At 58.9% G+C, this 26,429-nt stretch carries 22 protein-coding genes and 1 pseudogene; 11 read left to right on the plus strand and 12 right to left on the minus strand.

The window, feature by feature from the left end:
* Positions 1-42 precede the first annotated feature (42 nt).
* Positions 43-1,143, plus strand: coding sequence for a hypothetical protein (locus ACMXYH_RS25410; protein WP_415765330.1), 1,101 nt, complete (start codon positions 43-45; stop codon positions 1,141-1,143).
* Between the two features lie 292 nt (positions 1,144-1,435).
* On the opposite strand, the gene emhR is transcribed toward ACMXYH_RS25410, so the two are convergent.
* Positions 1,436-2,074, minus strand: coding sequence for an efflux system transcriptional repressor EmhR (emhR, locus tag ACMXYH_RS25415; protein WP_415765331.1), 639 nt, complete (start codon positions 2,072-2,074; stop codon positions 1,436-1,438).
* A 265-nt stretch (positions 2,075-2,339) separates the two neighbouring features.
* Here emhR and emhA point away from each other — a divergent pair, with 265 nt between their 5' ends.
* The 7 genes from emhA to ACMXYH_RS25450 all read left to right on the plus strand — a co-directional run bounded on the left by emhA (position 2,340) and on the right by ACMXYH_RS25450 (position 12,454).
* Positions 2,340-3,497 (plus strand): efflux RND transporter periplasmic adaptor subunit EmhA, encoded by a 1,158-nt coding sequence (gene emhA / locus ACMXYH_RS25420; RefSeq protein ID WP_415765332.1) that lies wholly within the window; start codon positions 2,340-2,342, stop codon positions 3,495-3,497.
* 3 nt (positions 3,498-3,500) lie between these two features.
* Complete coding sequence (gene emhB, locus ACMXYH_RS25425; RefSeq protein WP_134418825.1) at positions 3,501-6,662, plus strand: efflux RND transporter permease subunit EmhB; 3,162 nt, start codon at positions 3,501-3,503, stop codon at positions 6,660-6,662.
* A complete protein-coding gene (gene emhC / locus ACMXYH_RS25430) occupies positions 6,662-8,122 on the plus strand; it encodes an efflux RND transporter outer membrane subunit EmhC (protein ID WP_415765333.1) in 1,461 nt (486 codons plus the stop codon). Before emhB ends, emhC begins: the two co-directional genes overlap by 1 nt.
* 439 nt (positions 8,123-8,561) lie before the next feature.
* Positions 8,562-9,821 carry an OprD family porin gene (locus ACMXYH_RS25435; protein ID WP_415765334.1) on the plus strand — a complete coding sequence of 420 codons (1,260 nt, stop codon included), beginning with the start codon at positions 8,562-8,564 and terminating at the stop codon, positions 9,819-9,821.
* Between the two features lie 197 nt (positions 9,822-10,018).
* Entirely contained in the window at positions 10,019-11,209 is a 1,191-nt protein-coding gene (locus tag ACMXYH_RS25440; RefSeq protein WP_129441826.1) for an NAD(P)/FAD-dependent oxidoreductase, read from the plus strand.
* Between the two features lie 22 nt (positions 11,210-11,231).
* On the plus strand, positions 11,232-11,615 hold the full coding sequence (locus tag ACMXYH_RS25445) for a DUF1641 domain-containing protein (RefSeq protein ID WP_415765336.1): 384 nt from the start codon (positions 11,232-11,234) through the stop codon (positions 11,613-11,615).
* 20 nt (positions 11,616-11,635) lie between these two features.
* Positions 11,636-12,454, plus strand: coding sequence for a methyltransferase domain-containing protein (locus tag ACMXYH_RS25450; protein ID WP_415765337.1), 819 nt, complete (start codon positions 11,636-11,638; stop codon positions 12,452-12,454).
* Positions 12,455-12,613: 159 nt separating this feature from the next.
* Here the strand turns inward: ACMXYH_RS25450 and pcaC are convergent, their stop codons facing one another.
* From pcaC to pcaR, 11 genes and pseudogenes are all read right to left on the minus strand, one after another.
* Positions 12,614-13,006: a 4-carboxymuconolactone decarboxylase gene (gene pcaC / locus ACMXYH_RS25455; RefSeq protein WP_033060940.1), complete on the minus strand. Its 393-nt coding sequence runs from the start codon at positions 13,004-13,006 to the stop codon at positions 12,614-12,616.
* A gap of 10 nt (positions 13,007-13,016) precedes the next feature.
* Complete coding sequence (gene pcaD / locus ACMXYH_RS25460) at positions 13,017-13,823, minus strand: 3-oxoadipate enol-lactonase (RefSeq protein WP_415765338.1); 807 nt, start codon at positions 13,821-13,823, stop codon at positions 13,017-13,019.
* A gap of 11 nt (positions 13,824-13,834) precedes the next feature.
* Positions 13,835-15,199 carry a 3-carboxy-cis,cis-muconate cycloisomerase gene (locus ACMXYH_RS25465; protein WP_415765339.1) on the minus strand — a complete coding sequence of 455 codons (1,365 nt, stop codon included), beginning with the start codon at positions 15,197-15,199 and terminating at the stop codon, positions 13,835-13,837.
* 45 nt (positions 15,200-15,244) lie between these two features.
* Positions 15,245-16,547, minus strand: a pseudogene (locus ACMXYH_RS25470) (MFS family transporter).
* Positions 16,548-16,741: 194 nt separating this feature from the next.
* On the minus strand, positions 16,742-17,308 hold the full coding sequence (gene pcaG, locus ACMXYH_RS25475) for a protocatechuate 3,4-dioxygenase subunit alpha (RefSeq protein ID WP_415765340.1): 567 nt from the start codon (positions 17,306-17,308) through the stop codon (positions 16,742-16,744).
* Between the two features lies 1 nt (position 17,309).
* Positions 17,310-18,014: a protocatechuate 3,4-dioxygenase subunit beta gene (gene pcaH, locus ACMXYH_RS25480; RefSeq protein WP_129441815.1), complete on the minus strand. Its 705-nt coding sequence runs from the start codon at positions 18,012-18,014 to the stop codon at positions 17,310-17,312.
* 37 nt (positions 18,015-18,051) lie between these two features.
* A complete protein-coding gene (gene pcaF / locus ACMXYH_RS25485) occupies positions 18,052-19,257 on the minus strand; it encodes a 3-oxoadipyl-CoA thiolase (protein WP_415767752.1) in 1,206 nt (401 codons plus the stop codon).
* On the minus strand, positions 19,254-20,033 hold the full coding sequence (locus ACMXYH_RS25490; RefSeq protein ID WP_415765341.1) for a CoA-transferase subunit beta: 780 nt from the start codon (positions 20,031-20,033) through the stop codon (positions 19,254-19,256). Before ACMXYH_RS25490 ends, pcaF begins: the two co-directional genes overlap by 4 nt.
* A complete protein-coding gene (locus ACMXYH_RS25495; RefSeq protein WP_007947285.1) occupies positions 20,033-20,890 on the minus strand; it encodes a CoA transferase subunit A in 858 nt (285 codons plus the stop codon). Before ACMXYH_RS25495 ends, ACMXYH_RS25490 begins: the two co-directional genes overlap by 1 nt.
* A 284-nt stretch (positions 20,891-21,174) precedes the next feature.
* Complete coding sequence (locus ACMXYH_RS25500) at positions 21,175-22,521, minus strand: MFS transporter (protein ID WP_111450928.1); 1,347 nt, start codon at positions 22,519-22,521, stop codon at positions 21,175-21,177.
* A gap of 141 nt (positions 22,522-22,662) precedes the next feature.
* Positions 22,663-23,505, minus strand: a complete 843-nt coding sequence (gene pcaR / locus ACMXYH_RS25505) for a pca regulon transcriptional regulator PcaR (RefSeq protein WP_150746117.1) — start codon at positions 23,503-23,505, stop codon at positions 22,663-22,665.
* A gap of 365 nt (positions 23,506-23,870) precedes the next feature.
* On the opposite strand from pcaR, the gene ACMXYH_RS25510 reads away from it, so the two are divergent.
* From ACMXYH_RS25510 to ACMXYH_RS25520, 3 genes are all read left to right on the plus strand, one after another.
* Positions 23,871-24,134: a hypothetical protein gene (locus tag ACMXYH_RS25510; RefSeq protein ID WP_415765343.1), complete on the plus strand. Its 264-nt coding sequence runs from the start codon at positions 23,871-23,873 to the stop codon at positions 24,132-24,134.
* Between the two features lie 47 nt (positions 24,135-24,181).
* Positions 24,182-24,382, plus strand: coding sequence for a hypothetical protein (locus tag ACMXYH_RS25515; RefSeq protein WP_007935837.1), 201 nt, complete (start codon positions 24,182-24,184; stop codon positions 24,380-24,382).
* 375 nt (positions 24,383-24,757) lie between these two features.
* Positions 24,758-26,233 carry an inorganic phosphate transporter gene (locus ACMXYH_RS25520; protein ID WP_415765344.1) on the plus strand — a complete coding sequence of 492 codons (1,476 nt, stop codon included), beginning with the start codon at positions 24,758-24,760 and terminating at the stop codon, positions 26,231-26,233.
* The last annotated feature ends 196 nt before the right edge of the window (positions 26,234-26,429 follow it).

Below are 26,429 nucleotides of genomic sequence, written 5' to 3' on the forward strand. Positions count from 1 at the left end.
TACACACTTCAACACCAACCCATATTGAGTAGAGAACAAACAATGAACTACGAACAAGAATCACAACTCATCAAAGAAGAAAAACTTAAAACCATATACGAAAACCGTAAAATCGCCGACTGGAAAAACTTCAACCAGGGTAAAAACACAATAGAACTATTGGTCTACATCCATAACAACACACCTGAAACGATCCAGCTTACCGAAACAGACTTCGAAGTCGAAGACTTGTCCGAATGTGATATCCCACCCTACTCCATCGCCTCAATGGGCGCACAGAGTCGCTTTAACCACGACAGACTCGGGGCGCTGAGCCCCGGCAACAAAACCTTTATCGATAAGTTTTTCAAATATGCTGCAGGCGACAAGCAATGTCATTTTGATACACGCTTGGTGGTGAAATCCTCGTTCGGCGTTTTTGAGCCTACACGCACGCCGGTTTGGGATCATCAAGCACGCTCCACAGGCCGAAAATCTCTGATCTGCTCATCCCAATTGAGAAACCGCGACCTCCAAGCGCCTTACAGCTACTGGCTGGATGTCCATATCGGGACGGAACAACCCGGAACCCTGATCGCAAACGCATCACAGACCGATCTGGACAGTATAGAACTGGCAGAACAGACCTACCTGGACAACTTGGAATACAGCGAGTCAGAAGGAAAACATCCAACCTCCTTTCCTAATATGGACGATTTTAAAGACGCCATATTTGCCAGCCAGGGCACAACAAATATAACCACGACCACTGCTGTATTTTTTATTACCAATAATACATCCGAAAACTTTAAACTCATAGACAGCAACATCCATCCAGAGCACTTACACCCAGTAGCGAAACTTCTAAGGCCTAAAGAAACCACCTACTTCTGCGAAAAAACCGTGTCCAACTTCCTTGATCCGAGCACCACCGATCAAAATAACAGGGCCCACGCACAGCGACTTTTCACTTACAGCGATGCCAAGGGTGACCATGTCTTTCAGATCACTACAGATTTCAGACCTGAAACTCCAACTCATGCCAAAACCTGGAATCACAAGGTAGATTCAATCGGAGTTGCTCACGTGAGCTGCTCCTCCACACTGAATAACACATTGAATAGAGCACCTTACAGTTACCTGATAGATATCCAGATCGGATAAACGCTCATCGCGTGAAACTGCTCTGCGTAGTGTTTTACAACGTTTACCCGGCATTCGCACAACCACCAGGTCGCGAAGACGAATCAGCGCGTTGCCGTTGATCGGCTACCCGGCGCTCTCGAAAACGGGGTCGCCCACATTCGTTCAAAGACTCGCACAAATCCCCTACAAAATACGTAGCTCGCTAGCTTTCAACCGAATCAGCATCCGTATATAAAAGCAGCCCATGACGAAAAGGCGAGCAAAGGAATGAACCTCTGCTCGCCTAAAATGTTGACACAACCGGATCCAATTACGCATTTTGTCGAAGGCTTGGGCTGAAGCGCAGCATATCCAACCCTGTATCGACCCAACGCTCGGCGTCGGCGTGCAGTTGAAAACTGTCGGGCGCCAACAGCCACTGATACAGGATGCCATCGATGTACGCATGCAGGCTAATGGCCGCGCGGGCCGTATCGAGGTTTTCCGGCAACTGCCCCCGATTCACTGCATTACTCAGGGCCAGGGCGATCCGCTCATTGCAATCAAGGCTGACCTCTCGACGCTGCTGGCGCAGGTCGCACATTTCATCGGTGAATTCGCACTTATGAAACAGAATCTCATTGATGCGTCGGGTTTTCGGGTCCAGGGCAACTTGATGAAACAAATGAATCAGCAGCTTGCGCATGCAGCCGAGGGGGTCGAGTTCATCTTCGCTTTCACTGGCCTTGGCCATTTCATCCAGCGGCTCTTGCAGGGTATCAAGCATGGCCTGCACCAAGTCCGCCTTGTTGCTGAAATGCCAGTAGATAGCGCCGCGCGTGACCCCGGCCAGGGTAGCGATATCCGCCAGTGTCGTGCGCGCCACGCCCCTTTCGTAAAAGGCTTTTTCTGCCGCTTCCAGTATCTGGCTGCGGGTTTCTTGAGCTTCCTCTTTGGTACGACGGACCATGGCAGTACAACCTCAATCAGGATGCTTCAGCGATGTCTGAACATCCGCTGAATAAAAGTGGGGCGAGCGTTCTTGGGCGTCGTCCCCGGCCTACAATTCGAACCCTTGAACGGCTTTTGTAACGGTGTGGATACGCGGCCAAGGTATTTACAAACAACCATGAACGTAAGTATATTCCTTAGCAAGCTACTTATCCACTCAGCGCACATTTTTTACCTTTCCACATTTCTAGTGCGCAATTTGCGCGCCTGACCCGAGGATTTTCATGCAATTCAAGCCAGCTGTTACCGCTCTGGTCACCGCCCTCGCCTTGGCATCGCTACTCAGCGGATGCAAAAAGGAAGAGGCGGCACCTGCCGCACCACCCCCTCAGGTCGGCGTCGTTACTCTGCAACCTCAAGCCTTCACCCTGACCTCCGAGCTTCCGGGCCGTACCAGCGCGTACCGCATCGCCGAAGTTCGCCCCCAGGTCAACGGCATCATTCTCAAGCGCCTGTTCAAGGAAGGCGGCGACGTCAAGGCCGGCCAGCAGCTGTATCAGATCGATCCGGCCGTTTATGAAGCCACTCTGAAAAGTGCCGAAGCCAGCCTGCAACAGACCAAATCGATCTCGGATCGCTACAAGCAGTTGGTCAGCGAACAGGCTGTGAGCCGTCAGGAATACGACACGGCCCTGGCCAACCGGTTGCAATCGGAAGCCGCCCTGCAAAGCGCCCAGATCAATGTGCGTTACACCAAGGTTTACGCGCCACTCTCCGGCCGCATCGGCCGCTCGACCGTGACCGAAGGCGCGCTGGTTACCAGCGGCCAGGTCGACGCAATGGCAGTGATTCAGCAACTGGACCCCATCTACGTCGACGTCACCCAGTCTTCGGTAGAGCTGCTGGAACTGCGCCGCGAACTGGAAAGCGGTCGTCTGCAAAAATCTGGCGACAACGCGGCCGCGGTCAAGCTGACCCTCGAAGACGGAAGCCAGTACAAACAGGAAGGCAAGCTCGAGTTCTCCGAAGTCTCGGTAGATCAGACCACCGGTTCCGTGACCTTGCGTGCGGTATTCCCCAACCCTGACCACACCCTGCTGCCAGGCATGTTTGTACACGCCCAATTGCAGGCCGGTGTGAACAGCGCGGCAATCCTCGCTCCGCAACAAGGCGTGACCCGTGATCTCAAAGGCACCCCGACCGCGCTGGTCGTCGGTGCGGACAACAAAGTCGAACTGCGTCAGCTCAAGGCCAGCCGCACTGTCGGTAGCCAGTGGCTGATCGAAGACGGTCTGAAGGCCGGCGATCGACTGATCACCGAAGGGCTGCAATACGTCAAACCTGGCATTGAAGTAAAAGCCAGTGAAGCGACTAACATTGGCGCAAAGAACCCGGCCCCCGCACAGGCAGCTAACAAGGCTTCCAGCGGCAAAGGGGAGTAAACCATGTCCAGATTTTTTATCGACCGTCCGATTTTCGCCTGGGTAATTGCCCTGGTCATCATGCTGGTCGGGGCACTCTCGATCCTCAAACTCCCGATCAACCAATACCCAAGCATTGCGCCTCCGGCCATTGCGATCCAGGTGACCTACCCGGGCGCGTCCGCACAAACCGTGCAGGACACTGTGGTGCAGGTGATCGAGCAACAGCTCAACGGTATCGATAACCTGCGTTATGTCTCCTCGGAAAGTAACTCCGACGGCAGCATGACCATTACCGCGACCTTCGAGCAGGGCACCAACTCCGATACCGCGCAGGTTCAGGTCCAGAACAAGCTGAACCTGGCCACCCCGCTGCTGCCGCAAGAAGTGCAGCAACAGGGTATCCGCGTGACCAAGTCAGTGAAAAACTTCCTGATGGTGATCGGCGTGGTGTCGCGCGACGGCAGCATGACCAAGGACGACCTGTCCAACTACATCGTGTCGAACATGCAGGATCCGATCTCGCGGACCGCCGGTGTCGGTGACTTCCAGGTCTTCGGTGCGCAGTACGCAATGCGGATCTGGCTCGACCCGGCCAAGTTGAATAACTTCAACCTGACCCCGGTGGACGTGAAAACCGCCATCGCCGCGCAGAACGTCCAGGTGTCATCCGGTCAACTCGGCGGTTTGCCTGCCGTTGCAGGCCAACAGCTGAACGCGACGATCATCGGCAAGACCCGCCTGCAGACCGCCGAGCAGTTCAAGGCGATCCTGCTCAAGGTCAACAAGGACGGCTCGCAAGTGCGTGTCGGCGACGTGGCGGATGTCGGTCTGGGCGGTGAAAACTACTCGATCAGCGCCCAGTTCAACGGCAGCCCGGCCTCCGGTCTGGCAGTGAAACTGGCCAACGGTGCCAACGCCCTCGACACTGCAAAAGCCCTGCGCAAGACCATCGAAACCCTCAAACCGTTCTTCCCGCAAGGGATGGAAGTGGTGTTCCCGTACGACACCACGCCGGTGGTGACCGAGTCGATCAAGGGTGTGGTTGAAACCCTGGTCGAAGCGATCGTGCTGGTGTTCCTGGTGATGTTCCTGTTCCTGCAAAACTTCCGCGCCACCGTCATCACCACGATGACCGTGCCAGTCGTATTGCTGGGTACCTTCGGGATCCTCGCGGCGTTCGGTTTCAGCATCAACACCCTGACCATGTTCGGCATGGTGCTGGCCATCGGCTTGCTGGTGGACGACGCCATCGTCGTGGTGGAGAACGTCGAACGGGTCATGAGCGAAGAAGGCCTGTCACCCAAGGAGGCCACCAAGAAATCCATGGGGCAGATCCAGGGTGCACTGGTCGGTATCGCCCTGGTGCTGTCGGCCGTACTGCTGCCGATGGCGTTCTTCAGCGGTTCCACCGGTGTGATCTACAAGCAGTTCTCGATCACCATCGTCTCGGCCATGGCCCTGTCGGTACTGGTCGCACTGATCTTCACCCCGGCACTCTGCGCAACCATGCTCAAGGCGATTCCGAAAGGCGAGCACGGCGTGCCGAAACGCGGCTTCTTCGGCTGGTTCAACCGCAATTTCGACCGTGGCGTCAAAAGCTACGAGCGTGGCGTGGGCAACATGCTCGCGAACAAGGCCCCGTACTTGCTGGCCTACCTCATCATCCTAGTCGGCATGATCTGGCTGTTCACCCGCATCCCAACGGCGTTCCTGCCGGAAGAAGACCAGGGCGTATTGTTTGCTCAGGTGCAAACCCCGGCCGGTTCCAGTGCCCAGCGCACGCAAGTGGTCGTGGATGAAATGCGTGAATTCCTGCTGCGTCCGAGCAAGGACGGCGGTGAAGGCGATGCGGTGGCCTCGGTGTTTACCGTGACCGGCTTCAACTTCGCCGGCCGTGGCCAAAGCTCGGGTATGGCGTTCATCATGCTCAAACCGTGGGGCGAACGTAACGCCGAAAACAGCGTGTTCAAACTCGCGGCCCGTGCCCAACAGCACTTCTTCACCTTCCGTGACGCCATGGTGTTTGCCTTCGCACCGCCGGCGGTACTGGAACTGGGTAACGCCACCGGTTTCGACGTGTTCCTGCAAGACCGCGCCGGTATCGGTCACGACAAGCTGATGGAAGCGCGTAACCAGTTCCTCGGCATGGCGGCGCAAAGCAAGATTCTGTCGCAAGTGCGCCCCAACGGTCTAAACGACGAACCGCAATACCAACTGGAAATCGATGACGAGAAGGCCAGTGCCCTGGGCATCACCCTCACCGACATCAACAACACCTTGTCGATTGCCTTGGGCAGTAGCTACGTCAACGACTTCATCGACCGCGGTCGCGTGAAGAAGGTTTACGTGCAAGGCCAGCCGGGTGCGCGCATGAGTCCTGAAGACGTGAAAAAATGGTATGTGCGCAACAGCGCCGGCACCATGGTTCCGTTCTCGGCGTTCGCCAAGGGTGAGTGGATCTACGGTGCACCGAAGCTGTCGCGTTACAACGGCGTCGAAGCGATGGAAATCCTCGGTGCTCCGGCACCCGGTTATTCCACCGGTGAAGCCATGGCCGAAGTCGAAGCCCTGGCCAAGAAACTGCCGGCCGGTGTCGGTATTTCCTGGACGGGTCTGTCGTACGAGGAACGGTTGTCCGGTTCGCAAGCGCCAGCGCTGTACGCCCTGTCGCTGCTGATGGTGTTCCTGTGTCTGGCGGCGCTGTACGAAAGCTGGTCGATCCCGATCGCCGTGATGTTGGTGGTACCACTGGGGATCATCGGTGCGCTGATGGCGACCAGCCTGCGCGGCCTGTCCAACGACGTGTATTTCCAGGTGGGCCTGTTGACGACCATTGGTCTGGCGGCGAAAAACGCCATTTTGATTGTCGAATTTGCCAAGGAACTGCATGAACAAGGGCGTAGCCTGCGCGATGCGGCAATTGAAGCCTGCCGGATGCGTTTGCGACCGATCATCATGACGTCGCTCGCTTTCGTCCTCGGTGTGGTACCACTGGCGATTTCCACGGGTGCAGGTTCGGGTAGCCAACATGCGATCGGTACCGGGGTGATTGGCGGTATGCTCACGGCCACGATCCTGGCGATCTTCTGGGTCCCGCTGTTTTTCGTCACCGTGTCGGCCATGGGGCAGCGCAAAACCGCTGACCAGGACGACGCTATTGAACCTTCTAAAGAGGCTGGCTAATGAGCAAGTCGCTACTCTCCCTGGCTGTTGCCGCCTTCGTGCTCGGCGGCTGCTCGCTGATTCCCGATTATCAGCAGCCTGAAGCTCCGGTGGCGGGTCAGTACCCGCAAGGTCCGGCGTATTCGTCGGCCCAGGCGCCTGCCCAGGCTGCCGCCGAACAGGGCTGGAAGCAGTTTTTCCATGACCCGGCACTGCAACAGCTGATCCAGGTCGCCCTGGAAAACAACCGTGACCTGCGTGTCGCAGCGCTGAACATCGACGCCTTTGCGGCTCAATACCGCATCCAGCGTGCCGATCTGTTCCCGGCCGTGTCGGCCAACGGTACAGGCAGCCGTCAGCGGGTCCCGGCTCGGGCCTCGCAGACCGGCGAAGCGGACATCACCAGTTCCTACTCGGCCACGGTCGGCATCAGCGCCTATGAACTCGACCTGTTCGGTCGGGTTCGCAGCCTGAGCGAAGAAGCGCTGCAGAAGTACTTCGCCACCGAAGAAGCACGACGCAGCACCCAGATCAGCCTGGTGGCCAGCGTGGCCAATGCTTACCTGGCCTGGCAGGCTGACAAGGAGCTGCTGAAACTGACCCAGGACACCCTGGGTGCGTTCGAGGAGAGCTACAAGCTCACCGCCCGCAGCAACGAAGTGGGTGTCGCCTCGGCGCTGGACCTGGCCCAGTCGCGTACCTCGGTGGAAAACGCCCGCGCGCAACAGGCCAAGTACACCCGTCAGGTTGCCCAGGATGAAAACAGCCTGGTGCTGCTGCTCGGCACCGGCGTCCCGGCCAACCTGCAAGCGGCCAAGCCATTGGCTGACGACCTGCTGAGCGAAGTGCCGGCCGGTCTGCCATCGGACTTGCTGCAACGCCGCCCGGACATCCTCCAGGCCGAATACAACCTGAAAGCCGCCAACGCCAATATCGGCGCAGCACGGGCTGCGTTCTTCCCAAGCATCAGCCTGACGGCCAATGCCGGGACCCTGAGCCCGGACCTGTCCGGTCTGTTCAAGGGCGGTTCGGGCACCTGGTTGTTCCAGCCGCAGATCAACCTGCCGATCTTCAACGCCGGCAGCCTGCGCGCCAGCCTGGATTATTCAAAAATCCAGAAAGACATCGGCGTGGCGAACTACGAGAAGTCCATTCAAACGGCCTTCCAGGAAGTCGCCGATGGCCTGGCTGCCCGCCAGACCTATACCGATCAGTTGCAGGCCCAGCGTGATTTCGTCACCGCGAACCAGGACTACTACCGTCTGGCCGAGCGTCGTTACCGCATTGGTGTCGACAGCAACCTGACCTTCCTCGATGCCCAGCGCCAGCTGTTCAGTGCCCAACAGGTACTGATCACCGACCGTCTGGCGCAACTGGTCAGTGCCGTCAATCTGTACAAGGCACTGGGCGGTGGCTGGAACGAGCAGACGGCGCAGAACGAACCGCTGAAAGAAGAAGCGCCGAAGCTGAAGTTGTTCTGATAGCGCTGTAAAACAAGAAGCCCACCGATTGGTGGGCTTTTTGTTGTCTGCAGGAAAATTGTGGCGCCAGGACTGGCCTCATCGCGAGCAAGCTCGCTCCCACAGGGGATCTAGGGTGAACACAATATTGATGACCAGCAGAGATCAACTGTGGGAGCGAGCTTGCTCGCGATGAGGCCGGAACAGACAACACAAATTCCGAGCCAATCTTACGTTCGATAATCGCCCAAAACCCGCTTTCCCCAATTGAATCGCCCCGCCCATCCCCCGCACCATTCGTCGCACAAGACCAATAACAACAGGTTCGACACCATGCCCCCACGCCCTGCCCTGTCCGGCTGATCCCTTTCGTTTTTGCCCTGATTTCAAATTTTTGTCTGCAACCCCAAGTTGCGGCAGCGCCCCGTTTCACGCCTAAAAACTAGAGAGCCCCGAACACATGACACCTTCCAGCACGCAATACTTGTTCCCCAGCCTCATCGCCGTTGCACTGGCCAGTACGGCTCTGCCTGCCTTGGCCGAGGAGTCAGGCTTTGTCGAAGGTGCCAAGGTCAACCTGAACTTGCGCAACTTCTACATCAACCGCAACTTCACCAACCCGACCAAAGCTCAGGGCAAGGCAGAAGAGTGGACACAAAGCTTCATCCTCGACGCCAAGTCCGGGTTCACTCAAGGCACCATCGGGTTCGGCATGGATGTGCTGGGCCTGTACTCGGTGAAACTCGACGGCGGAAAAGGCACCGGTGGTACGCAGTTGCTGCCGCTGGATCACGACGGTCGCCCGGCGGATAACTTCGGGCGCACCAACGTGGCGTTCAAGGCCAAGCTGTCGCAGACCGAAGTGAAGGTGGGCGAATGGATGCCGGTGCTGCCGATCCTGCGTTCGGACGACGGTCGTTCCCTGCCGCAAACCTTCCGCGGCGGCCAGATCACCTCGAAGGAAATCAACGGCCTGACGCTCTATGGCGGCCAATTCCGCGCCAACAGCCCGCGCAATGACAGCAGCATGAGCGACATGTCGATGACCGGAAAACCAGCGTTCACCTCCGACCGTTTCAACTTTCAGGGCGGCGAATACGTCTTCAACGAGAAGCGCACCCAGATCGGTGTGTGGAATGCCGAACTCAAGGACATCTACAGCCAGCAGTACGTGAATCTGATCCACAGCCAGCCCATCGGCGACTGGACCCTGGGCGCCAACCTCGGTTTCTTCTACGGCAAGGATGACGGCAGCGCCCGGGCCGGCGAGCTGGACAACAAGACCTGGTCGGGCCTGTTCTCGGCCAAATACGGCGGCAACACCTTCTACGTCGGCCTGCAAAAACTCACCGGCGACAACGCCTGGATGCGGGTCAACGGCACCAGCGGCGGCACCCTGGCCAACGACAGTTACAACGCCAGTTATGACAACGCTCAGGAAAAATCCTGGCAGGTACGTCATGACTACAACTTCGTCGCCCTCGGCATTCCCGGCCTGACCCTGATGAACCGCTACATCAGCGGCGACAATGTGCACACCGGCACCATTACCGACGGCAAGGAATGGGGCCGCGAAAGCGAATTGGGTTACACCGTGCAAAGCGGCGCGCTCAAAAACCTCAACGTCAAATGGCGCAACTCGACCATTCGCCGCGACTTCAGCAACAACGAGTTTGACGAGAACCGGTTAATCGCCAGCTATCCGATCAGCCTGCTATAGCCGCGTTCTGGCAGCGACCGTTGGATTGAGGCGGTCGCGTGCCTGTAACCACCTGTCGGCGCAAACTAGCGCTTTGTTTGTTCGCAGATACAGTCAAGAAGCGTGTTTAATTCTCCATCCTGATGTAGGAGCCCCTTTTTTTCTTCCGTTATCTCCGGATGCTGTACGCGAAGCGGCCATGACCACGGAGGTCAGGTATGAGCAAGCGAATAGTTATCGTCGGTGGCGGCGTAGGTGGAACCATGTTGGCCAATCAACTGGCCAGCAAGCTGTATCCAGAAATCCTGCGCGGCGAAGTCTCGATTGCACTGCTGTCCAACTCCCCCGATCACTTCTATAAACCTGCGTTCATGTACGTGGCGTTCAATCAGTTCTTTGAAGAAGAACTCAAGCGTCCGGAACGTTCACTGTTGCGCCCGGAAATCAGCTTTTACGTCGAAGAGGTCACGGGTTTCGATTTCCCCGGGCAAGGCCTGAAAACCCGCAGCGGCAAGCGCTATGGCTATGACTTTCTGGTCATCGCCACTGGTTGCGTGCCTGCGCCGGAACGCATCGATGGCTTGAAAGAAGCCGGCGACCACTTCTACCAATATCAGCCCGCCCGGCAGTTGGCAGAACGGCTGAACACGATCAAAAAAGGCCGGATCTTCATCACTGTGTCTTTCCCGCAGACACCCAACGTGCCGCACCAATGCGGCATTGCACCGGTAGAAACGACGTTGATGCTCGACGACTTCCTGCGTCGTCGGGGCGTGCGGGACCAGGTGGAAATCGTCTACACCTACCCGACCACGGCTCAGTTGCTGCGTAACTGCCTGTTTCTGCAACGCCCCACCGGGGACATTCTGCCCGGCATTTTCGAGCAGAAGAACATCCGCTTCCAACGCGGTTTCACCCTCAGCCGTGTCGATCCCGAACGAAAAATCGCCTATTCAGAAGAAGGCGAAGAGCAACCCTTCGACATCCTGATGGCGACACCGCCGATCCGCGCCGTCGATGCCGTGCTGGAGTCCGGAGCGTCTCAAGCGCCCAACAACGAAGGTTGGTTGCCGACCCACCACGAGACCCTGCAGGTCTACGGCCTGGAACACGTCTACGTGATTGGCGACACCGTCGATCTGCCGGTGAGCAAGGCCGGTGGTGCTTGCCATAACCAGGCGCCGGTCATCGCCAACAACATTGCTGCCGAGATTCGCCTCGGTGCGCCCAACAGCGTCTACGACGGACGGGTTCAGGCCGTGGCGCAGATGGGTCTCAACGCCGGTATGCCGCTGTGGTACGACTACGCCCATGACGTCCTGCCGACACCGCCGACCAAGCTCGGCGGCCTGTTGAGAAATGGCTTCAATCGTGGCCTGTACTGGGCGGTTGCCCGTGGAATGCTTTGATCCGCTCAGGGAGGCGTAAACAATGACGAACCTATCAGATGAAACGCTGGCGACCAGCGCTGCCGGCATGCCAGCGACGCCGGAAATCGCCGCCTTGATGGCGAAAATTCAACCGCTGATCGACGGCGGTCGGCTGGACAACATTGTCGATGTGCTATCGCTGGTCTCGGACATGACCGACCTGCTGGACGCAGCGATGGTGGAAAAACTGGCGCGGCTGTTCGAAAACGCTACGGCGGCCACCTGGACCGTCAGTAACGCCGTGCGCCTGGCCAAGGCCGAGGTCGCAGCCGCCCCCGAGCCGCCGGGGGCCTATGCCTTGATCAAACTGCTAAACGAGCCGGACACGCGCAAAGGCGTGGCCGTTGTCCTGAAAACACTGAACGTCATCGGAAGGCAGCTGTAACCGCCAGAGAGGATCACCTCATGAGCGTCAAACTTGAATCGGCAGGGAAAGCCTGCACCGACTGGGACGCCAAGGCGTACCAGCAGTTTTCCCGCCTCAGGCAACGACCGGTCAATGAATTGCTCGACCGTGTCGAACTCAAACAGCCCAAACGCATCTATGACCTGGGATGCGGCACCGGCATAGCCACGCAACTATTGGCCAAGCGTTGGCCTCGAGCGCAGTTGCAGGGCATCGACAGTTCGCAGCAAATGCTGGACGAGGCCCGTTACCTGCCGATCAAGGCATCGTGGAAACAATGCGATCTACTCGATTGGCAACCCGAACAACCGGCGGACCTGCTGTTCGCCGCCGCCGTACTGCACTTCGTCAGTGGTCACGAACAGTTATTGCCGCGACTGCTCGGCCAGCTCAATCCGGGTGGATGCCTGGCAGCGCACATGCCCGACTGGCGGGATGCACTGTGGTACCAACTGATGCTCGACACCCTTGAAGAGGCAGGCCCCGGTGGCAAACCACTCGGCCCCCCGCAGTTGCGCGAGGCCATGGCTGCGCGGCCGCTGTTGTCTTTGGAAAGTTATTATCGGCTGCTCTCTTCGATTACCCAGACACTGGATATCTGGGAGACCGAGCAGCTTCAGGTTGTCGACGGCAAGTCGCCGATCTATGACTGGGTCAAAGTCTCGGCGTTGCGGCCGGTGATGCAGGGGCTGAAGGATGATGAACAGGCGCGGTTCATTTACCACTACCTGATGCGCGTGCATGCGCATTACCCGCCGGAGAGCGACGGGCACACGTTGTTTCCGTTCAAGCGGATCTTCATTGTGGCCACGGTTTGATTGACCGCTAATGATGTATCAAGCCGGCCACCGCCATCGCGAGCAAGCTCGCTCCCACAGGGGATTTTGGGTGAACACATCATTTGAATTCACACCGGAAAACTGTGGGAGCGAGCTTGCTCGCGATGGCGTCAGCTCAGATACCGCAAATCGCCAGGATCACTCCCGCGATTCAACCCCCAACTCATCCCACACCGACTCCGCCAGGTGGAACGTCGCATTCGCTGCCGGAATGCCGCAATAGATCGCGCTCTGCATGATCACTTCCTTGATCTCGCCACGGGTCACGCCGTTGTTGGCGGCGGCACGCAGGTGCAGTTTGAGTTCTTCATTGCGGTTCATGCCGATCAGCATGGCCATGGTGATCAGGCTGCGGGTATGACGCGGCAGGCCCGGACGGGTCCAGATGTCGCCCCAGGCGTGACGGGTGATCATCTCCTGAAACTCCGAGTTGAACTCGGTCAGCGCGTTCAGGCTGCGGTCGACATGGGCGTCGCCGAGTACGGCACGGCGGACTTTCAGGCCTTCGTCGTAACGTTGTTTCTCGTCCACAACAATCCCCTTAATGAGCTGACAAAAACGTCACTACCCGGTCACTGAACGCAGCACCGGCCTGAACGTTGGACAGGTGCGCCGCATAGAACTCGGCGTACTCGGCACCCTGCACATGTTCCTGAATGAAGTGCCCACCAGACGGCGGCGTGACCGCGTCTTCGGTGCCGGCGATGACCAGCAGCGGCACCTTGATCGAGGACAACTGATCGCGGAAATCGGCATCGCGCACGGCGGCACAGTTAGCGGCATACCCTTCAGACGAGGTGGCGGCGAGCATGTCAGTAATCTTCTTCGCGGCAGCAGGATTGGCTTCAGCAAAATCCGCGGTGAACCAACGCGCAATCGACGCATCACGCAGCGCAACCATGGCGGCCGGACCGTCACGCAGCACGGTTTCAATGCGCGGGTTCCACACCGACGGATCGCCGATTTTTGCCGCGGTGTTGCACACCACCAGTTTGTTCAGGCGATCGCCAGCGTTGATCCCCAGCCACTGGCCGATCAGCCCGCCCATGGACAGACCGCAGAAATGCGCGCGCTCGATGTGCAACGCATCCAGCAGCGCCAGCACGTCATGGCCCAGTAGCTCGATGCTGTACGGCCCCGGCGTGACCAGCGATTTGCCATGACCCCGGGTGTCGAAACGCAGCACGCGGAAATGCTCTGTGAACGCCGCAACTTGCGCGTCCCACATGTGCAGATCAGTGCCCAGCGAGTTGGACAGCACCAGCACTGGCGCATCAGCCGGGCCATCGAGTTGCGGCCCTTGAATTTGGTAATGCAGTTCGCCCTCGGCGAGTTGTACGAAAGCCACAGCAATCTCCTTCAGGCAGTCAACGCAGAATGTTCAGCCACCGCTCGCTCGACCCAGGTATGGGCCTGACCGAGGTAATGGGCGGGGTCCAGCAGATGATCGAGTTCAGCAGGCGAGAGTTCGGCGGTCACTTGCGGCTCGTCGCCGAGTACCGCTCGCAGATGACGTTGTTCAGCCACTGCGCGCTTGCAGCATTGCTCCAGCAAATGGTGCGCAGTGTCGCGCCCCACTCGTTGAGCGAGGACGATGCTCACCGCTTCGGCGAGCACCAGCCCTTGAGTCAGGTCGAGGTTGCGGGCCATGCGCTCGGCGTCCACTTCCAGTCCTTCCGCCACCAGCCGCGCCTGCTTCAGGCTGCCGGACACCAGGCAGCAAATCTCCGGCAGGGTTTCCCACTCGGCATGCCACAGGCCCAGGCTGCGCTCGTGTTCTTGAGGCATGGCGCTGAACAGCGTCGAGAGCAAACCCGGAACGCGCGTCGCAGCGCCGATCAGTACCGCCGCGCCCACCGGGTTGCGTTTGTGCGGCATGGTCGAAGAACCGCCCTTGCCCGGTGCCGAGGGTTCGAACACTTCAGCGGCTTCGGTCTGCATCAACAGGCTGATGTCGCGGCCGAGTTTGCCGAGGCTGCCGGCGATCAATCCCAGTACCGAGCCGAACTCCACCAAGCGATCTCGCTGGGTGTGCCAAGGTTGATCCGGCAGTGTCAGTTTCAATTCTTCAGCCAGCGCTTGGGCAATCGGCATTGCCTGCTCGCCGAGGGCCGCGAGGGTTCCAGAGGCGCCGCCGAATTGCAGCACCAGCAGTCGCGGCTTGAGTTCCCGCAGACGCTGACGACTTCGAGTGACAGCGCCCAGCCAACCGGCGATTTTCATACCGAGGGTGACGGGCGTCGCGTGCTGCAACCAGGTGCGTCCGGCCAGTGGTGTGGCGACATAGCGCAACGCCTGGGTCGCCAGCGTTTCGCCCAGTTGCGCCAGATCGCTTTCGATCAGCTCCAGCGCGCCACGCAGTTGCAACACCAGGCCGGTGTCCATCACGTCCTGGCTGGTCGCGCCCAAATGCACATAGCGCTCGGCTTCGGCATGGTTGGCCGCGATCTGTTTACCCAGCGCCTTGACCAACGGAATCGCCGAATTGCCCGCCGTGGCAATCGCCTCGCCGAGGGCGGTGAAGTCGTAATGCCCGGCCTGACAGGCCGCTTCAATCGGCGCGACAGCCGTTTGCGGAATCAGCCCGACTCGCGCCTCGGCCCGGGCCAGTGCCGCTTCGAAATCAAGCATCGCTTGAACCCGACCCTGATCGCAGAACACCTCACGCATGTCGCGGGCAGTGAAATAGGCTTCGAACAATTGATTGCCCGGTCGCTCGTTCATAAACAGTCCCTGGAGGCGTGGGCCGGTCAGGCCCACGGGTAAAGATCAAAGGTCGTTTTCCAAATACTTCGCCTGTTTCGGCAAGCGCAGGCTGAACAGGAACGCCACCGCCATCATCACCGTCACGTACCAGTAGAAGGAGTTTTCCATGCCCCCGGCTTTGAGGCTCAGGGCCACGTATTCCGCCGAACCGCCGAAGATTGCATTCGCCACCGCATACGCCAGGCCGACGCCCAAGGCGCGCACCTCCGGCGGGAACATTTCGGCTTTTACCAGGCCGCTGATGGAGGTGTAAAAACTGACGATTGCCAGCGCCACGGTAATCAGCACGAAGGCCAGGAACGGACTGCTGACACTTTTCAGACTCAACAGAATCGGCACGGTGAACAGCGTACCGAGGGCGCCGAACCAGAGCATCGAGTTACGTCGGTCGATCTTGTCCGCGAGCATGCCGAACAACGGTTGCATGCACATATAAAGGAACAGTGCGCCGGTCATGATGTAGCTGGCGGTCTTGGCTTGCATGCCGGCGGTGTTCACCAGGTACTTCTGCATGTACGTGGTGAAGGTGTAGAAAATCAGCGAGCCACCGGCGGTGTAACCGAGCACGGTAATGAACGCAGCCTTGTGGTCGCGAAACAGCGCACGGATGCTGCCGGCGTCCTTGTTTTCGCGCATTTCCTTGCTGGTGGTTTCCTTGAGCGAACGGCGCAGGAACAGCGAAATCAACGCCGCCAACGCACCCACCACAAACGGGATCCGCCAGCCATAGGCACGCAAATCATCTTCAGTGAGGAACTGTTGCAGGATCACCACCAGCGACACCGCCAGCAGTTGCCCACCGATCAGCGTCACGTACTGGAACGAGGCGAAGAAACCGCGCTGGCCATTGAGGGCGACTTCGCTCATGTAGGTCGCGGTGGTGCCGTACTCACCGCCCACCGACAGGCCCTGGATCAAGCGGGCGAACAACAGCATGATCGGCGCCCAGACGCCGATGCTGTTGTACGTCGGCAGGCAGGCGATAAGCAACGAACCGAAGCACATCATCAGAATCGAAATCATCATCGAATTCTTGCGTCCGTGCTTGTCCGCCAGCCGGCCGAAGATCCAGCCGCCAATGGGCCGCATCAGGAAGCCGGCGGCGAATACGCAAGCTATTCACAAGCTGCACAGTCGGGTTATCGGACGGGAAAAAGGCAGGGGCGAAATAGATCGCGCAGAAGGCGTAGACGTAGAAGTCGAACCATTCGACGAGGTTGCCGGACGAGGCGCCGACAATCGCAAAGATCCGTTTACTGCGCTCTTCGCCGGTGTAGTGCGCTGTAGTAGCAGTGTTAGTTGTCATTGTTTTTTACTCAATGGGGACTGTGAGAGTCTAGACACACCTCGCAACAGTCCCGTTCCACAGAAGCATTAGCAACACAGATCCCCCTGTGGGAGCGGGCTTGCTCGCGAAAGCGGTGTGTCAGGCAACATTGATATCGACTGACACGACGCCTTCGCGAGCAAGCCCGCTCCCACAGGGGTTGTGGTGTTTACTCAATAGTCGAAGAACACTGTCTCGGCATCGGTGCCTTGCAGGATCACATTCCACTGGTAAACACCCGACGCATCCTTCTTCGCCAGCAAAGTACTGCGACGTTCAGCCGGCACACACTCCAACAACGGATCCCCCACGTTGGTCGGTTCGCCATCAAAGTAAATCCGTGTCAGCAAGTGCTTCACCAACCCGCGAGCAAACACCAGCACCACCAGATGCGGCGCCTGGGTCGTGCCTTTCAAGCCTTCTACCGTACCCGGCTTGATCGTGGTGAAACGAAAGCGCCCTTCGGCATCCCCCGGCACCCGGCCAAACCCTTCGAAGTTCGGGTCCAGGGGTTTGTCCTGATCGTCTTCGGGGTGGTCATACTTGCCGGCGGCGTTGGCTTGCCAGACTTCCAGCATCGCGTCGTTGACGACGTCGCCGTTGCCATCGATGACTTGCCCGGTGATCGCCACGCGCTCGCCCAGGGTTTGTTCGACCGTCAGGTCTTCGCGGTTCAGCCAGGTCAAACCGATATGGTAATACGGCCCGACGGTGTGGGATGTGGTCGCGTTCAGCGTCATCTTATTTCTCCATCGGCGTGGCTTCGCGGCCGCGCAAGACGATGTCCCAGCGATAACCGAGGGCATAGGAAGGGATGGTTTTTTCCAGGTCGAAACTGGCGATCAAACGCTCTTTGGCGCTGGTATCCGGTACACAGTTGTAGATCGGGTCATAGGCCAGCAGCGGATCGCCCGGGAAATACATCTGCGTGACCAGGCGCGTCAGAATGCTCGGCCCGAACAGTGAGAAATGGATGTGCGCCGGGCGCCACGCGTTGTGGTGGTTGCCCCACGGATAGGCACCGGGTTTGATGGTCTGGAATTGGTACCCGCCATCGGCGTCGGTCACGGTGCGGCCAGTGCCAGTGAAATTCGGGTCCAGCGGCGCATCGTGCAGGTCACGGTCATGGTTGTAGCGACCGGCGGCGTTGGCCTGCCAGATCTCCACCAGAATTCCCGGCACCGGCAAACCATCTTCATCCAGCACACGGCCGTGAATGATGATGCGCTCACCCAGTGGCTCACCCTTGTGCTGGGCGGTCAGGTCGTTGTCCTGCGCTTGAATGCGCTCGGCACCGATGGTCGGACCGGTAATTTCCGACAGCGAATGGGGCAAAAACACCAATGGTTTGGACGGCGAGCGACGGTTGGTGGATTGATAGGCCGGGTGCAGGTAGTCCGGCTGGGTGCCCTCTTGCGGGCGGCGGTAACCAGGCTTGTCAGTCATGAAGCATTCCTCAGTTCTTATTCATCAACGCTGCGCGTCAGACCCGTTCGATCGCCAAGGCCAGACCCTGACCCACGCCGACGCACATGGTCGCCAGACCTTTCTTTCCACCGGTCTTTTCCAGCTGATGCAGCGCGGTCAGTACCAGACGGGCGCCGCTCATGCCCAACGGATGGCCCAAGGCAATGGCGCCACCGTTCGGGTTGACCTGGGCCGCGTCGTCCGCCAGCCCCAGTTCCCGCAGCACTGCCAAACCCTGGCTGGCGAAGGCTTCGTTGAGTTCGATCACGTCGAAATCGCTAACGGCCAGGCCGAGGCGCTCGGTCAATTTGCGCACCGCCGGCACCGGGCCGATGCCCATTACACGCGGTGCGACACCGGCACTGGACATGCCCAGTACTTTGGCGCGAGCGGTCAGGCCGTGCTTTTTCACGGCGTCGCCGGAGGCCAGAATCAACGCCGCGGCACCGTCGTTCACACCCGAGGAGTTGCCGGCGGTGACGGTCTTGTCCGGGCCATTGACCGGTTTGAGTTTGGCCAGGACTTCCAGCGAGGTGTCGCCGCGCGGATGCTCATCCTGGTTGACGACACTTTCACCCTTCTTGTGGGTAATCCGCACTTCGACGATTTCTTCGGCGAAAAATCCTGCAGCTTGCGCGGCGGCTGTCCGCTGCTGACTGCGCAGTGCGAAAGCGTCCTGATCCTCGCGGGAAATTTCGTAATCGTCAGCCACGTTATCGCCGGTCTGCGGCATCGCATCCACGCCGTATTGGGCTTTCATCAACGGGTTGATGAAGCGCCAGCCGATGGTGGTGTCTTCCAGCTTCATGTTGCGCGAAAACGCGGCATCCGCCTTGCCCATCACGAACGGTGCGCGGGACATCGACTCGACGCCGCCGGCAATTGCCAGCTCCATCTCGCCACTGGCGATCGCCCGGAAAGCGGTGCCGATGGCATCCATACCCGAGGCGCAGAGGCGATTGAGGGTCACGCCCGGAATGGTTTCCGGCAGGCCCGCCAGCAACAACGCCATGCGCGCCACGTTGCGGTTGTCTTCGCCGGCCTGGTTGGCGCAACCGAGGAACACCTCGTCCACTGCATTCCAGTCCACCGACGGGTTGCGCGCCATCAGCGCCTTGATCGGCACGGCGGCCAGGTCGTCGGCGCGAACCGCCGACAGGCCACCGCCGAAACGGCCGATGGGGGTGCGAATCGCATCACAGATATAAACGTCACGCATCAGGCTTCTCCGGGTGCTTGGCCGTGGGCCGCGGCAGTGCGGGCTTCCAGATCCCTGAGCGCCTTCAGTTCGACCTTGGTCGGCTCGGCGGTGTTTTCAACTGTCTCGGCAAAACGAATCGCCCAACCGGTAGCCGCGATGACTTGCTCGCGGGTCACGCCTGGGTGCAGCGCGGTGACCACGAATTCATGGGTTTCAGCTTCCGGCTCCATGATGCACAGGTCGGTAATGATGCCGACCGGACCGGCGCCCGGCAGGCCGAGACGCTTGCGCGAATCACCGCCCTCGCCATGGCCGACCGAGGTAATGAAGTCGAGTTTGTCGACAAAGGAACGCGCCGACTGCTTGAGGATGATCAGCACGCTTTTTGCCGAGCCAGCGATCTCCGGCGCACCGCCGGCACCCGGCAGGCGGACTTTCGGCTGATGGTAATCGCCCACCACCGTGGTGTTGATGTTGCCGAAGCGGTCGACTTGCGCGGCGCCGAGGAAACCGACGTCGATGCGCCCGCCCTGCAACCAATAGCGAAAAATCTCACCGGTCGGGACGACGGTGTCGGCGGTTTCCGCCAGCTCACCGTCACCGATCGACAGCGGCAGTACGCTCGGCTTGGCACCGATCGGACCCGATTCATAGATAAGGACTACATCCGGCGAAGAAGTCAGACGCGCCAGGTTGGCGGCTTTCGACGGCAGGCCGATGCCAACGAAACACACCGAACCGTTTTTCAGACGGCGGGCAGCGGCGACGGTCATCATTTCGTTGGTGGTGTAAGTCATTACTTGGCCTCCGAAGCAGCGGCCAGTTTGGCCTGGAACTCGCTGAAGTCAGCGCAGCCGTGGATGTACTCGTTGATCCACGCGGTGAAGGTTTCACGGTCGCGGGCAATCGGGTCCCAAGCCTGGTAGAAACGGTTATCACGTTCGTTGTAGCCGTGAGCGTAGGACGGATGCGCACCGCCGGGAACGTGGCAGACCGCGCTCAAGGCCCAGGTCGGCAGAACGCAGGAGTTCATCGGTGCATTGAGGTCGTCGACGATTTCCTCGACGGTGACGATGCAGCGCTTGGCGGCCAGTGCGGCTTCTTTCTGCACGCCGAGAATGCCCCACAGCAACACGTTGCCTTTGCGGTCGGCTTTCTGTGCGTGAATCACGGTAATGTCCGGGCGCACCGAAGGCACGGCCGCCAATACTTCACCGGTGAATGGGCAGGTGACGGTTTTGATCAGCGGGTTGACCTTTGGCAGGTCGGAGCCGGCGTAGGCACGCAGCACCGCGAACGGTAGGCCGGAAGCGCCAGCGACGTAGGCATTGGCCAGGTCGGCGTGGCTGTGCTCTTCGATTTCCAGCGCGTGCGGCCACTGCTTCTCGACGGCGTCACGCAGGCGATGCAGCGAACCGACGCCCGGGTTTCCGCCCCAGGAGAAAATCAGCTTGCGAGCACAACCGGCGCCGATCAACTGGTCGTAGATCAGGTCAGGCGTCATCCGCACCAGGGTCAGGTCTTTCTTGCCCTGGCGAATGATTTCGTGACCCGCCGCCGTAGGGATCAGGTGAGTGAAGCCTTCGAGCGCGACGGTATCGCCGTCGTTAACGAATTGCTTCACCGCGTCGTGCAGCGAAAGGATTTCAGCCATGGGGCAGGCTCCCGTTTTGTTATGAACCGACAGTGGAAGAAAAAGGCGCGATGCGCAGCGCCGGAATGACTGAAGAGTAAGCCCCTGAAAAACGCCAAACAATCCGATAATCGACTGAGTGTTCGTTTATCGAACAGATTGTTGTCTGGCTATCGATAAGATCAAATGCTTCGTCGGAACGCCGCCCGGAGCAAGCCCGCTCCCACAGGGGAATGCGATCAACTGTGGGAGCGGGCTTGCTCGCGAAGAGGTCATCAAAACCACATGAGATTCGGATCAGACCCTCAGGTCGCATCCGCATGACTGACCATGCCCTTGATCACCACCGCCGTGGTCGCCAATGCCGCTGGAATCACCAGCGCTGTCAGCACCTGCTCGAAGTTCCAGCCCAGGCCCAGCAGCGTTGCGCCCATCCACGCACCTAGAATCGCGCCAAAGCGGCCAATTCCGAGCATCCACGACACCCCAGTCGCCCGCCCCTGCGTCGGATAAAACCGCGCCGCCAGTGAAGGCATCGCCGATTGCGCGCCGTTGACGCACATCCCGGCCACGAGCACCAACGTCGCCAATAGCGTGATGTTGCCCAGGCTCTGCCCTACCGCGTAGGCAAATACCCCGGCGAATAGATAGAAAATGCCGATAACCTTGTGCGGATTGAATCGGTCCATCGCCCAGCCCACGCCCACCGCGCTCAATACCCCACCAAATTGGAACAACGCGCCGATGAATGCCGCCTGCTCCATGCTCGCGCCACTGTCACGCATCAGCGTCGGCAACCAACTGGTCAGCAGATAAACGATCACCAGCCCCATGAAGTAGGTCAGCCACAGCAACAAGGTGCCGGTGCTGTAGGTGCCGGAGAAGATCACCGCGAACACGTTGCGGGCCTTCACGGTTTTCTGTTCCGGCACGCTAAAGCTGGAAGCCTGAGCTACTACGGTTGGATCGATGGGCGCCAGGGTCTTGCGCACTTTGTCAGTGCCGCGATTGCGGACGACGAGGTAGCGCGCCGATTCCGGCAGCCAGAACAGCAATACGACGGCGAGGATCAGCGGCAAAATCCCGCCGATCATCAGCAGACTGTGCCAACCAAAGGCCGGAATCAGTTTGGCGGAAATGAAACCGCCGCCCGCCATGCCGAGGTTGAAGCCGCAGAACATGCTGGTCACCAGCAGGGATTTCTTGCGCTCCGGGGTGTATTCGGACAGAAGCGTCGTGGCGTTCGGCATGCCGGCGCCAAGGCCCAGGCCAGTGAGGAAACGCAGCACCAGCAACTGATCGACATTGGTGCTGTAAGCCGAAGCTAGGCTGAACGCGCCGAACAACAGCACCGCGCCCACCAGTACGATTTTTCGCCCGAAGCGGTCAGCCAATGGGCCAGAACCCAGCGCGCCAAAGACCATACCGATCAACGCCGCGCTCATCACCGGGCCGAGACTGGCGCGGTCGATGCCCCAATCCTGAGACAGGGCGGGCGCGATGAAACCCATGGCCGCCGTGTCGAGGCCATCGAGGAAAACAATCAAGAAACACAGGATCACCACTCGCCATTGGTAGCGCGAAATGGGTTGAGCATTAATGAAGGACTGCACGTCGAGGCAGTTTCCTACAGCAGACTGGGGCTGGTTCATTATTTTTATTCCACGCAAAGAACGCAGTCGGACGGGAGCCAGCCAAGGCTGGCGCTGCCGCGACATTAGTGATCTTGGGGAAAGAGCGTCAATTCGATAAACGCGAGTCTGTGCGTTTATCGAACAGCTTAGGCAAATGGCTTACGCAAAGAGTTGCGCGCTAAGGTCGCGGCTCGCGCTCAGAAGGCCAGGCAAGAAACGTTGTTCCAGCTCGTTGCGGCTGACTCGGCCGGCGTGGGTACTGACATTTAGCGCCGCGACCACTTGGCCGGAAGCGTCGTAAACCGGAACGGCAATCGAGCGCAGACCTTGTTCCAGTTCCTGATCGACGATGCACCAGCCTTGCTGCCGCACCTCTTGCAGGCATTCGAGCAACGCCTCGGGGGTGTGCAAGGTTCGGCTGGTCTTGGCTTGCAGCTCTGCATGGTCGAGGTACTCGCGCAGTGACGTATCGTCCAGCGCCGCGAGAAGAATCCGCCCCATCGAGGTGCAATAGGCCGGCAGACGTCCACCCACCGACAGGTCGACGGAAATCAGTCGCTGGGTGGTGGCCGAACGAGCGATGTACAAGATGTCATCGCCTTCCAGAGTGGCCATGTTGCAGGCTTCATGAAGTTGCTCGCTCATGCGGTCCAGGTAGGGCTGAGCGGAAACCGCCAGCGGCGTCGAGGACACATAGGCATGGCCAAGCGTCAGTACTTTAGGCAGCAGCGAATACGTACGGCCGTCGGTGGTGGCGTAGCCGAGTTTGATCAGCGTGTGCAGGCAACGTCGCACAGCGGCGCGGGGAATTTCCGTGCGATGACTGATTTGGGCGATGGTGAGGTGACGCTTGCGCTCCTGAAAGGCTTGCACCACGGCCAGGCCACGGGCCAGGGAGGTCATGAAATCCGGGTCGCCGGTCATTGCCTGGATCCGCTTGGCGGGCGAGGCAACGATCGGTGGCGCCACTGAAGCGAAGGAATTGCGCATTTGATCGTTCATATAAGGTCCTTTTCCACGCGGATCAGCGGCTATTACAAGCGGCAGCCGGTCCCTCACACAAGCCCGAGCAGCCAAGACTGTGCGATTATCGAACCATCGACCGGTAATCGCAATGGACTCCCACCAGGGGCAGCCGACTATTGAACGGGGGTGCACCTATTTTTATACTGACTCTGACGCAGATTAGAAGGACCGATGTAATTGTCCTAACTTGTTCGACTTAATGGCGTCAGAAAGGCATCACTGTAACGTCGTGCCGCCGAACGACCTAGTTAGCCGTATAAAGTTGCGAGTATCAAAACAATCACACATCAAGACCCACTTTTAACTCTTTGGCGATAGTGTTCTTCGAATCGACCGCTATAATGCAATTCAGTGGTGTCCGGTTTTTAATTGCCGATTCCGCCACCGGTAGCGCGATGTTCCATCGCCGTTGCCCGCAGCAAGCACCTGACACTATTTCATATGCTTGGCCAAGGCGTTCGCTGGAACAGGAACTGATGCTACGTCAGCTGTTTATCTCTGGTGCCGTGGCCGCCTGCAACATGGAAGTAATTGATCGCAATGCCGTAAAAAATGATGCCTTTGCGGGCCTTGTCCTTTCGGCGAGCGTGGTCAAATACATTTGATGCAGCGCGTTTCACCAGAATTTATCTCAACTCAATCAGGTAGCACTGTGACGAAAGACGAACTGCGCGCGGAACTTGAGCGCCAGGAACAACGTTACAAGGAAGTTTACGGCGGGGAAGTCACCACCTACGCCGCTCAGCCCGAACCGGAACGCAAACCCTGGCGTAAACGCGCCACTGTTCAGGATCAGGCTTTCACTCAAGAATTGCAGAAAATGGAAAAGGAACTCAAAGCCGAAGAGCCATAAGCCCTCGCCTGAATCCTTTCAAGGGTCTGCGTCTGCACCCGTTAAAAACGGGATGTATCGATGATGCCTTTCGTGCCCGCTACCAGCGGGCAGCGGCCACCTCACCCCCCGGATGAGGCAAATGGCTCATGTCTGGCCCTCTTTTCAGATATTTCACACAAGCGTTAAAACCTCTTGCTCCTACGAGAGGACGCCTTGTGGCTGCGGCCTTTTCAAAGAAATTCAATGACTTGCAAAACCCAGTAAAAACCTGGGGTTTGGGCTACTGCCACAAATTAATTCGTTGAAGAATGTTACCGATGAGCACCTAGTGCATCGATTAGCAGTCTTTTCTGGCATAATCGCGCCCCCTTACGACCGGGTCAGAAAACCTTCATGATCGATTTATTCAGCGGACTAGATGCTTGGGTGCTTGTGAGCCTCTTGCTCGCCCTGGCCTTTGTCCTCGCCTTCGAGTTCATCAACGGCTTTCATGACACCGCTAACGCGGTGGCCACTGTTATCTACACCAAAGCCATGCCGCCTCATCTGGCGGTGTTCTTTTCCGGTGTATTCAACTTCCTCGGCGTGCTGCTGGGCGGTGTCGGCGTGGCGTATGCCATCGTCCACCTGCTGCCGGTAGAGCTGCTGATCAATGTGAACACCGGTCACGGGCTGGCCATGGTGTTCTCGTTGCTTGCCGCCGCCATCACCTGGAACCTGGGCACCTGGTACTTCGGTATCCCGGCCTCCAGTTCCCATACGCTGATCGGTTCGATCCTCGGTGTCGGCCTGGCCAACGCCCTGATCAACGACATTCCGTTGGCTGATGGCGTGAACTGGCAGAAGGCAATTGATATCGGTGCGTCCCTGGTGTTCTCGCCGATGGCGGGCTTCCTGGTCGCCGCACTGATACTGATCGGCCTTAAATGGTGGCGTCCACTGTCGAAGATGCACAAGACGCCGGAACAACGCCGCAAGATCGACGACAAGAAACACCCGCCGTTCTGGAACCGCCTGGTGCTGGTCATTTCGGCCATGGCCGTGAGCTTCGTGCACGGCTCCAACGATGGCCAGAAAGGTATCGGCCTGATCATGCTAGTGCTGATCGGCATCGTTCCGGCGCAGTTCGTACTCGACCTGGGCAGCACGACCTACCAGATCGAACGGACTCGCGACGCGACCCTGCACCTGAGCCAGTTCTACAAGCGCAATGCCGATACGTTGGGTGAATTCCTGGCCCTGGGCAAAAGCGTGGAGGGCGATCTGCCGGAGAAATTCCGTTGCAATCCGCAACAGACCGAACCGACCATCACCGCCCTGCTTGGCACCCTTAAAGGTGTAGCCGACTACCACTCGCTGCCGGCGGAAAGCCGCATCGAAGTGCGTCGTTATCTGCTCTGCCTGGACGACACGGCGAAGAAAGTCGGCAAGCTGCCTGGCCTCAACGCCCGTGAAAAGGCTGACCTGGACAAGCTGCGCAAAGACCTGACCACCACCACCGAATATGCCCCGTTCTGGGTGATTCTGGCAGTCGCTCTGGCACTCGGCCTGGGCACCATGGTCGGCTGGAAACGCGTGGTTCTGACCATCGGCGAGAAGATCGGCAAGCAGGGCATGACTTACTCCCAAGGCATGTCGGCACAGATCACTACCGCAAGCCTGATCGGCATGGCCAACATCTTCAGCCTGCCGGTGTCCACCACCCACGTCCTGTCCTCGGGTGTGGCCGGCACCATGGTCGCCAACAAAAGCGGCCTGCAAGGCGGCACCGTTAGAACCATCCTGCTGGCCTGGGTCCTGACCCTGCCAGCCACAGTGAGCCTGTCGGCCGGCCTGTTCTGGCTGGCGTCGAAGGCACTGGGTAGCTGATACATAGCCGCACAAAAAAGGCGCGTTCCGTGAGGTTCGCGCCTTTTTTATGCCGCAATCTTCGCTACACCACCGATCAACTGTGGGAGCGGCGGTGCGGCGATCCGACTTGCTCGCGAAGAGGCCATAACATTCAACATCTATATTGGCTGCCAAGCCGCCTTCGCGAGCAAGCCCGCTCCCACAGTAGTTCTAT

It is taken from the genome of Pseudomonas frigoris (assembly GCF_047758635.1).
GTDB lineage: Bacteria > Pseudomonadota > Gammaproteobacteria > Pseudomonadales > Pseudomonadaceae > Aquipseudomonas > Aquipseudomonas frigoris.

Excerpts from the sequence above, each read along its gene's own strand:
- ACMXYH_RS25450 (WP_415765337.1), top strand. The coding sequence starts at position 11,636 with ATGAGCGTCAAACTTGAATCGGCAGGGAAAGCCTGCACCGACTGGGAC.
- pcaH (WP_129441815.1), bottom strand. The coding sequence starts at position 18,014 with ATGACTGACAAGCCTGGTTACCGCCGCCCGCAAGAGGGCACCCAGCCG.
- emhB (WP_134418825.1), top strand. The coding sequence starts at position 3,501 with ATGTCCAGATTTTTTATCGACCGTCCGATTTTCGCCTGGGTAATTGCC.
- ACMXYH_RS25445 (WP_415765336.1), top strand. The coding sequence starts at position 11,232 with ATGACGAACCTATCAGATGAAACGCTGGCGACCAGCGCTGCCGGCATG.
- emhR (WP_415765331.1), bottom strand. The coding sequence starts at position 2,074 with ATGGTCCGTCGTACCAAAGAGGAAGCTCAAGAAACCCGCAGCCAGATA.
- emhA (WP_415765332.1), top strand. The coding sequence starts at position 2,340 with ATGCAATTCAAGCCAGCTGTTACCGCTCTGGTCACCGCCCTCGCCTTG.
- ACMXYH_RS25520 (WP_415765344.1), top strand. The coding sequence starts at position 24,758 with ATGATCGATTTATTCAGCGGACTAGATGCTTGGGTGCTTGTGAGCCTC.
- ACMXYH_RS25495 (WP_007947285.1), bottom strand. The coding sequence starts at position 20,890 with ATGGCTGAAATCCTTTCGCTGCACGACGCGGTGAAGCAATTCGTTAAC.
- pcaR (WP_150746117.1), bottom strand. The coding sequence starts at position 23,505 with ATGAACGATCAAATGCGCAATTCCTTCGCTTCAGTGGCGCCACCGATC.
- ACMXYH_RS25490 (WP_415765341.1), bottom strand. The coding sequence starts at position 20,033 with ATGACTTACACCACCAACGAAATGATGACCGTCGCCGCTGCCCGCCGT.
- ACMXYH_RS25465 (WP_415765339.1), bottom strand. The coding sequence starts at position 15,199 with ATGAACGAGCGACCGGGCAATCAATTGTTCGAAGCCTATTTCACTGCC.
- ACMXYH_RS25510 (WP_415765343.1), top strand. The coding sequence starts at position 23,871 with ATGCAATTCAGTGGTGTCCGGTTTTTAATTGCCGATTCCGCCACCGGT.
- ACMXYH_RS25440 (WP_129441826.1), top strand. The coding sequence starts at position 10,019 with ATGAGCAAGCGAATAGTTATCGTCGGTGGCGGCGTAGGTGGAACCATG.
- emhC (WP_415765333.1), top strand. The coding sequence starts at position 6,662 with ATGAGCAAGTCGCTACTCTCCCTGGCTGTTGCCGCCTTCGTGCTCGGC.
- ACMXYH_RS25410 (WP_415765330.1), top strand. The coding sequence starts at position 43 with ATGAACTACGAACAAGAATCACAACTCATCAAAGAAGAAAAACTTAAA.
- ACMXYH_RS25435 (WP_415765334.1), top strand. The coding sequence starts at position 8,562 with ATGACACCTTCCAGCACGCAATACTTGTTCCCCAGCCTCATCGCCGTT.
- pcaG (WP_415765340.1), bottom strand. The coding sequence starts at position 17,308 with ATGACGCTGAACGCGACCACATCCCACACCGTCGGGCCGTATTACCAT.
- ACMXYH_RS25500 (WP_111450928.1), bottom strand. The coding sequence starts at position 22,521 with ATGAACCAGCCCCAGTCTGCTGTAGGAAACTGCCTCGACGTGCAGTCC.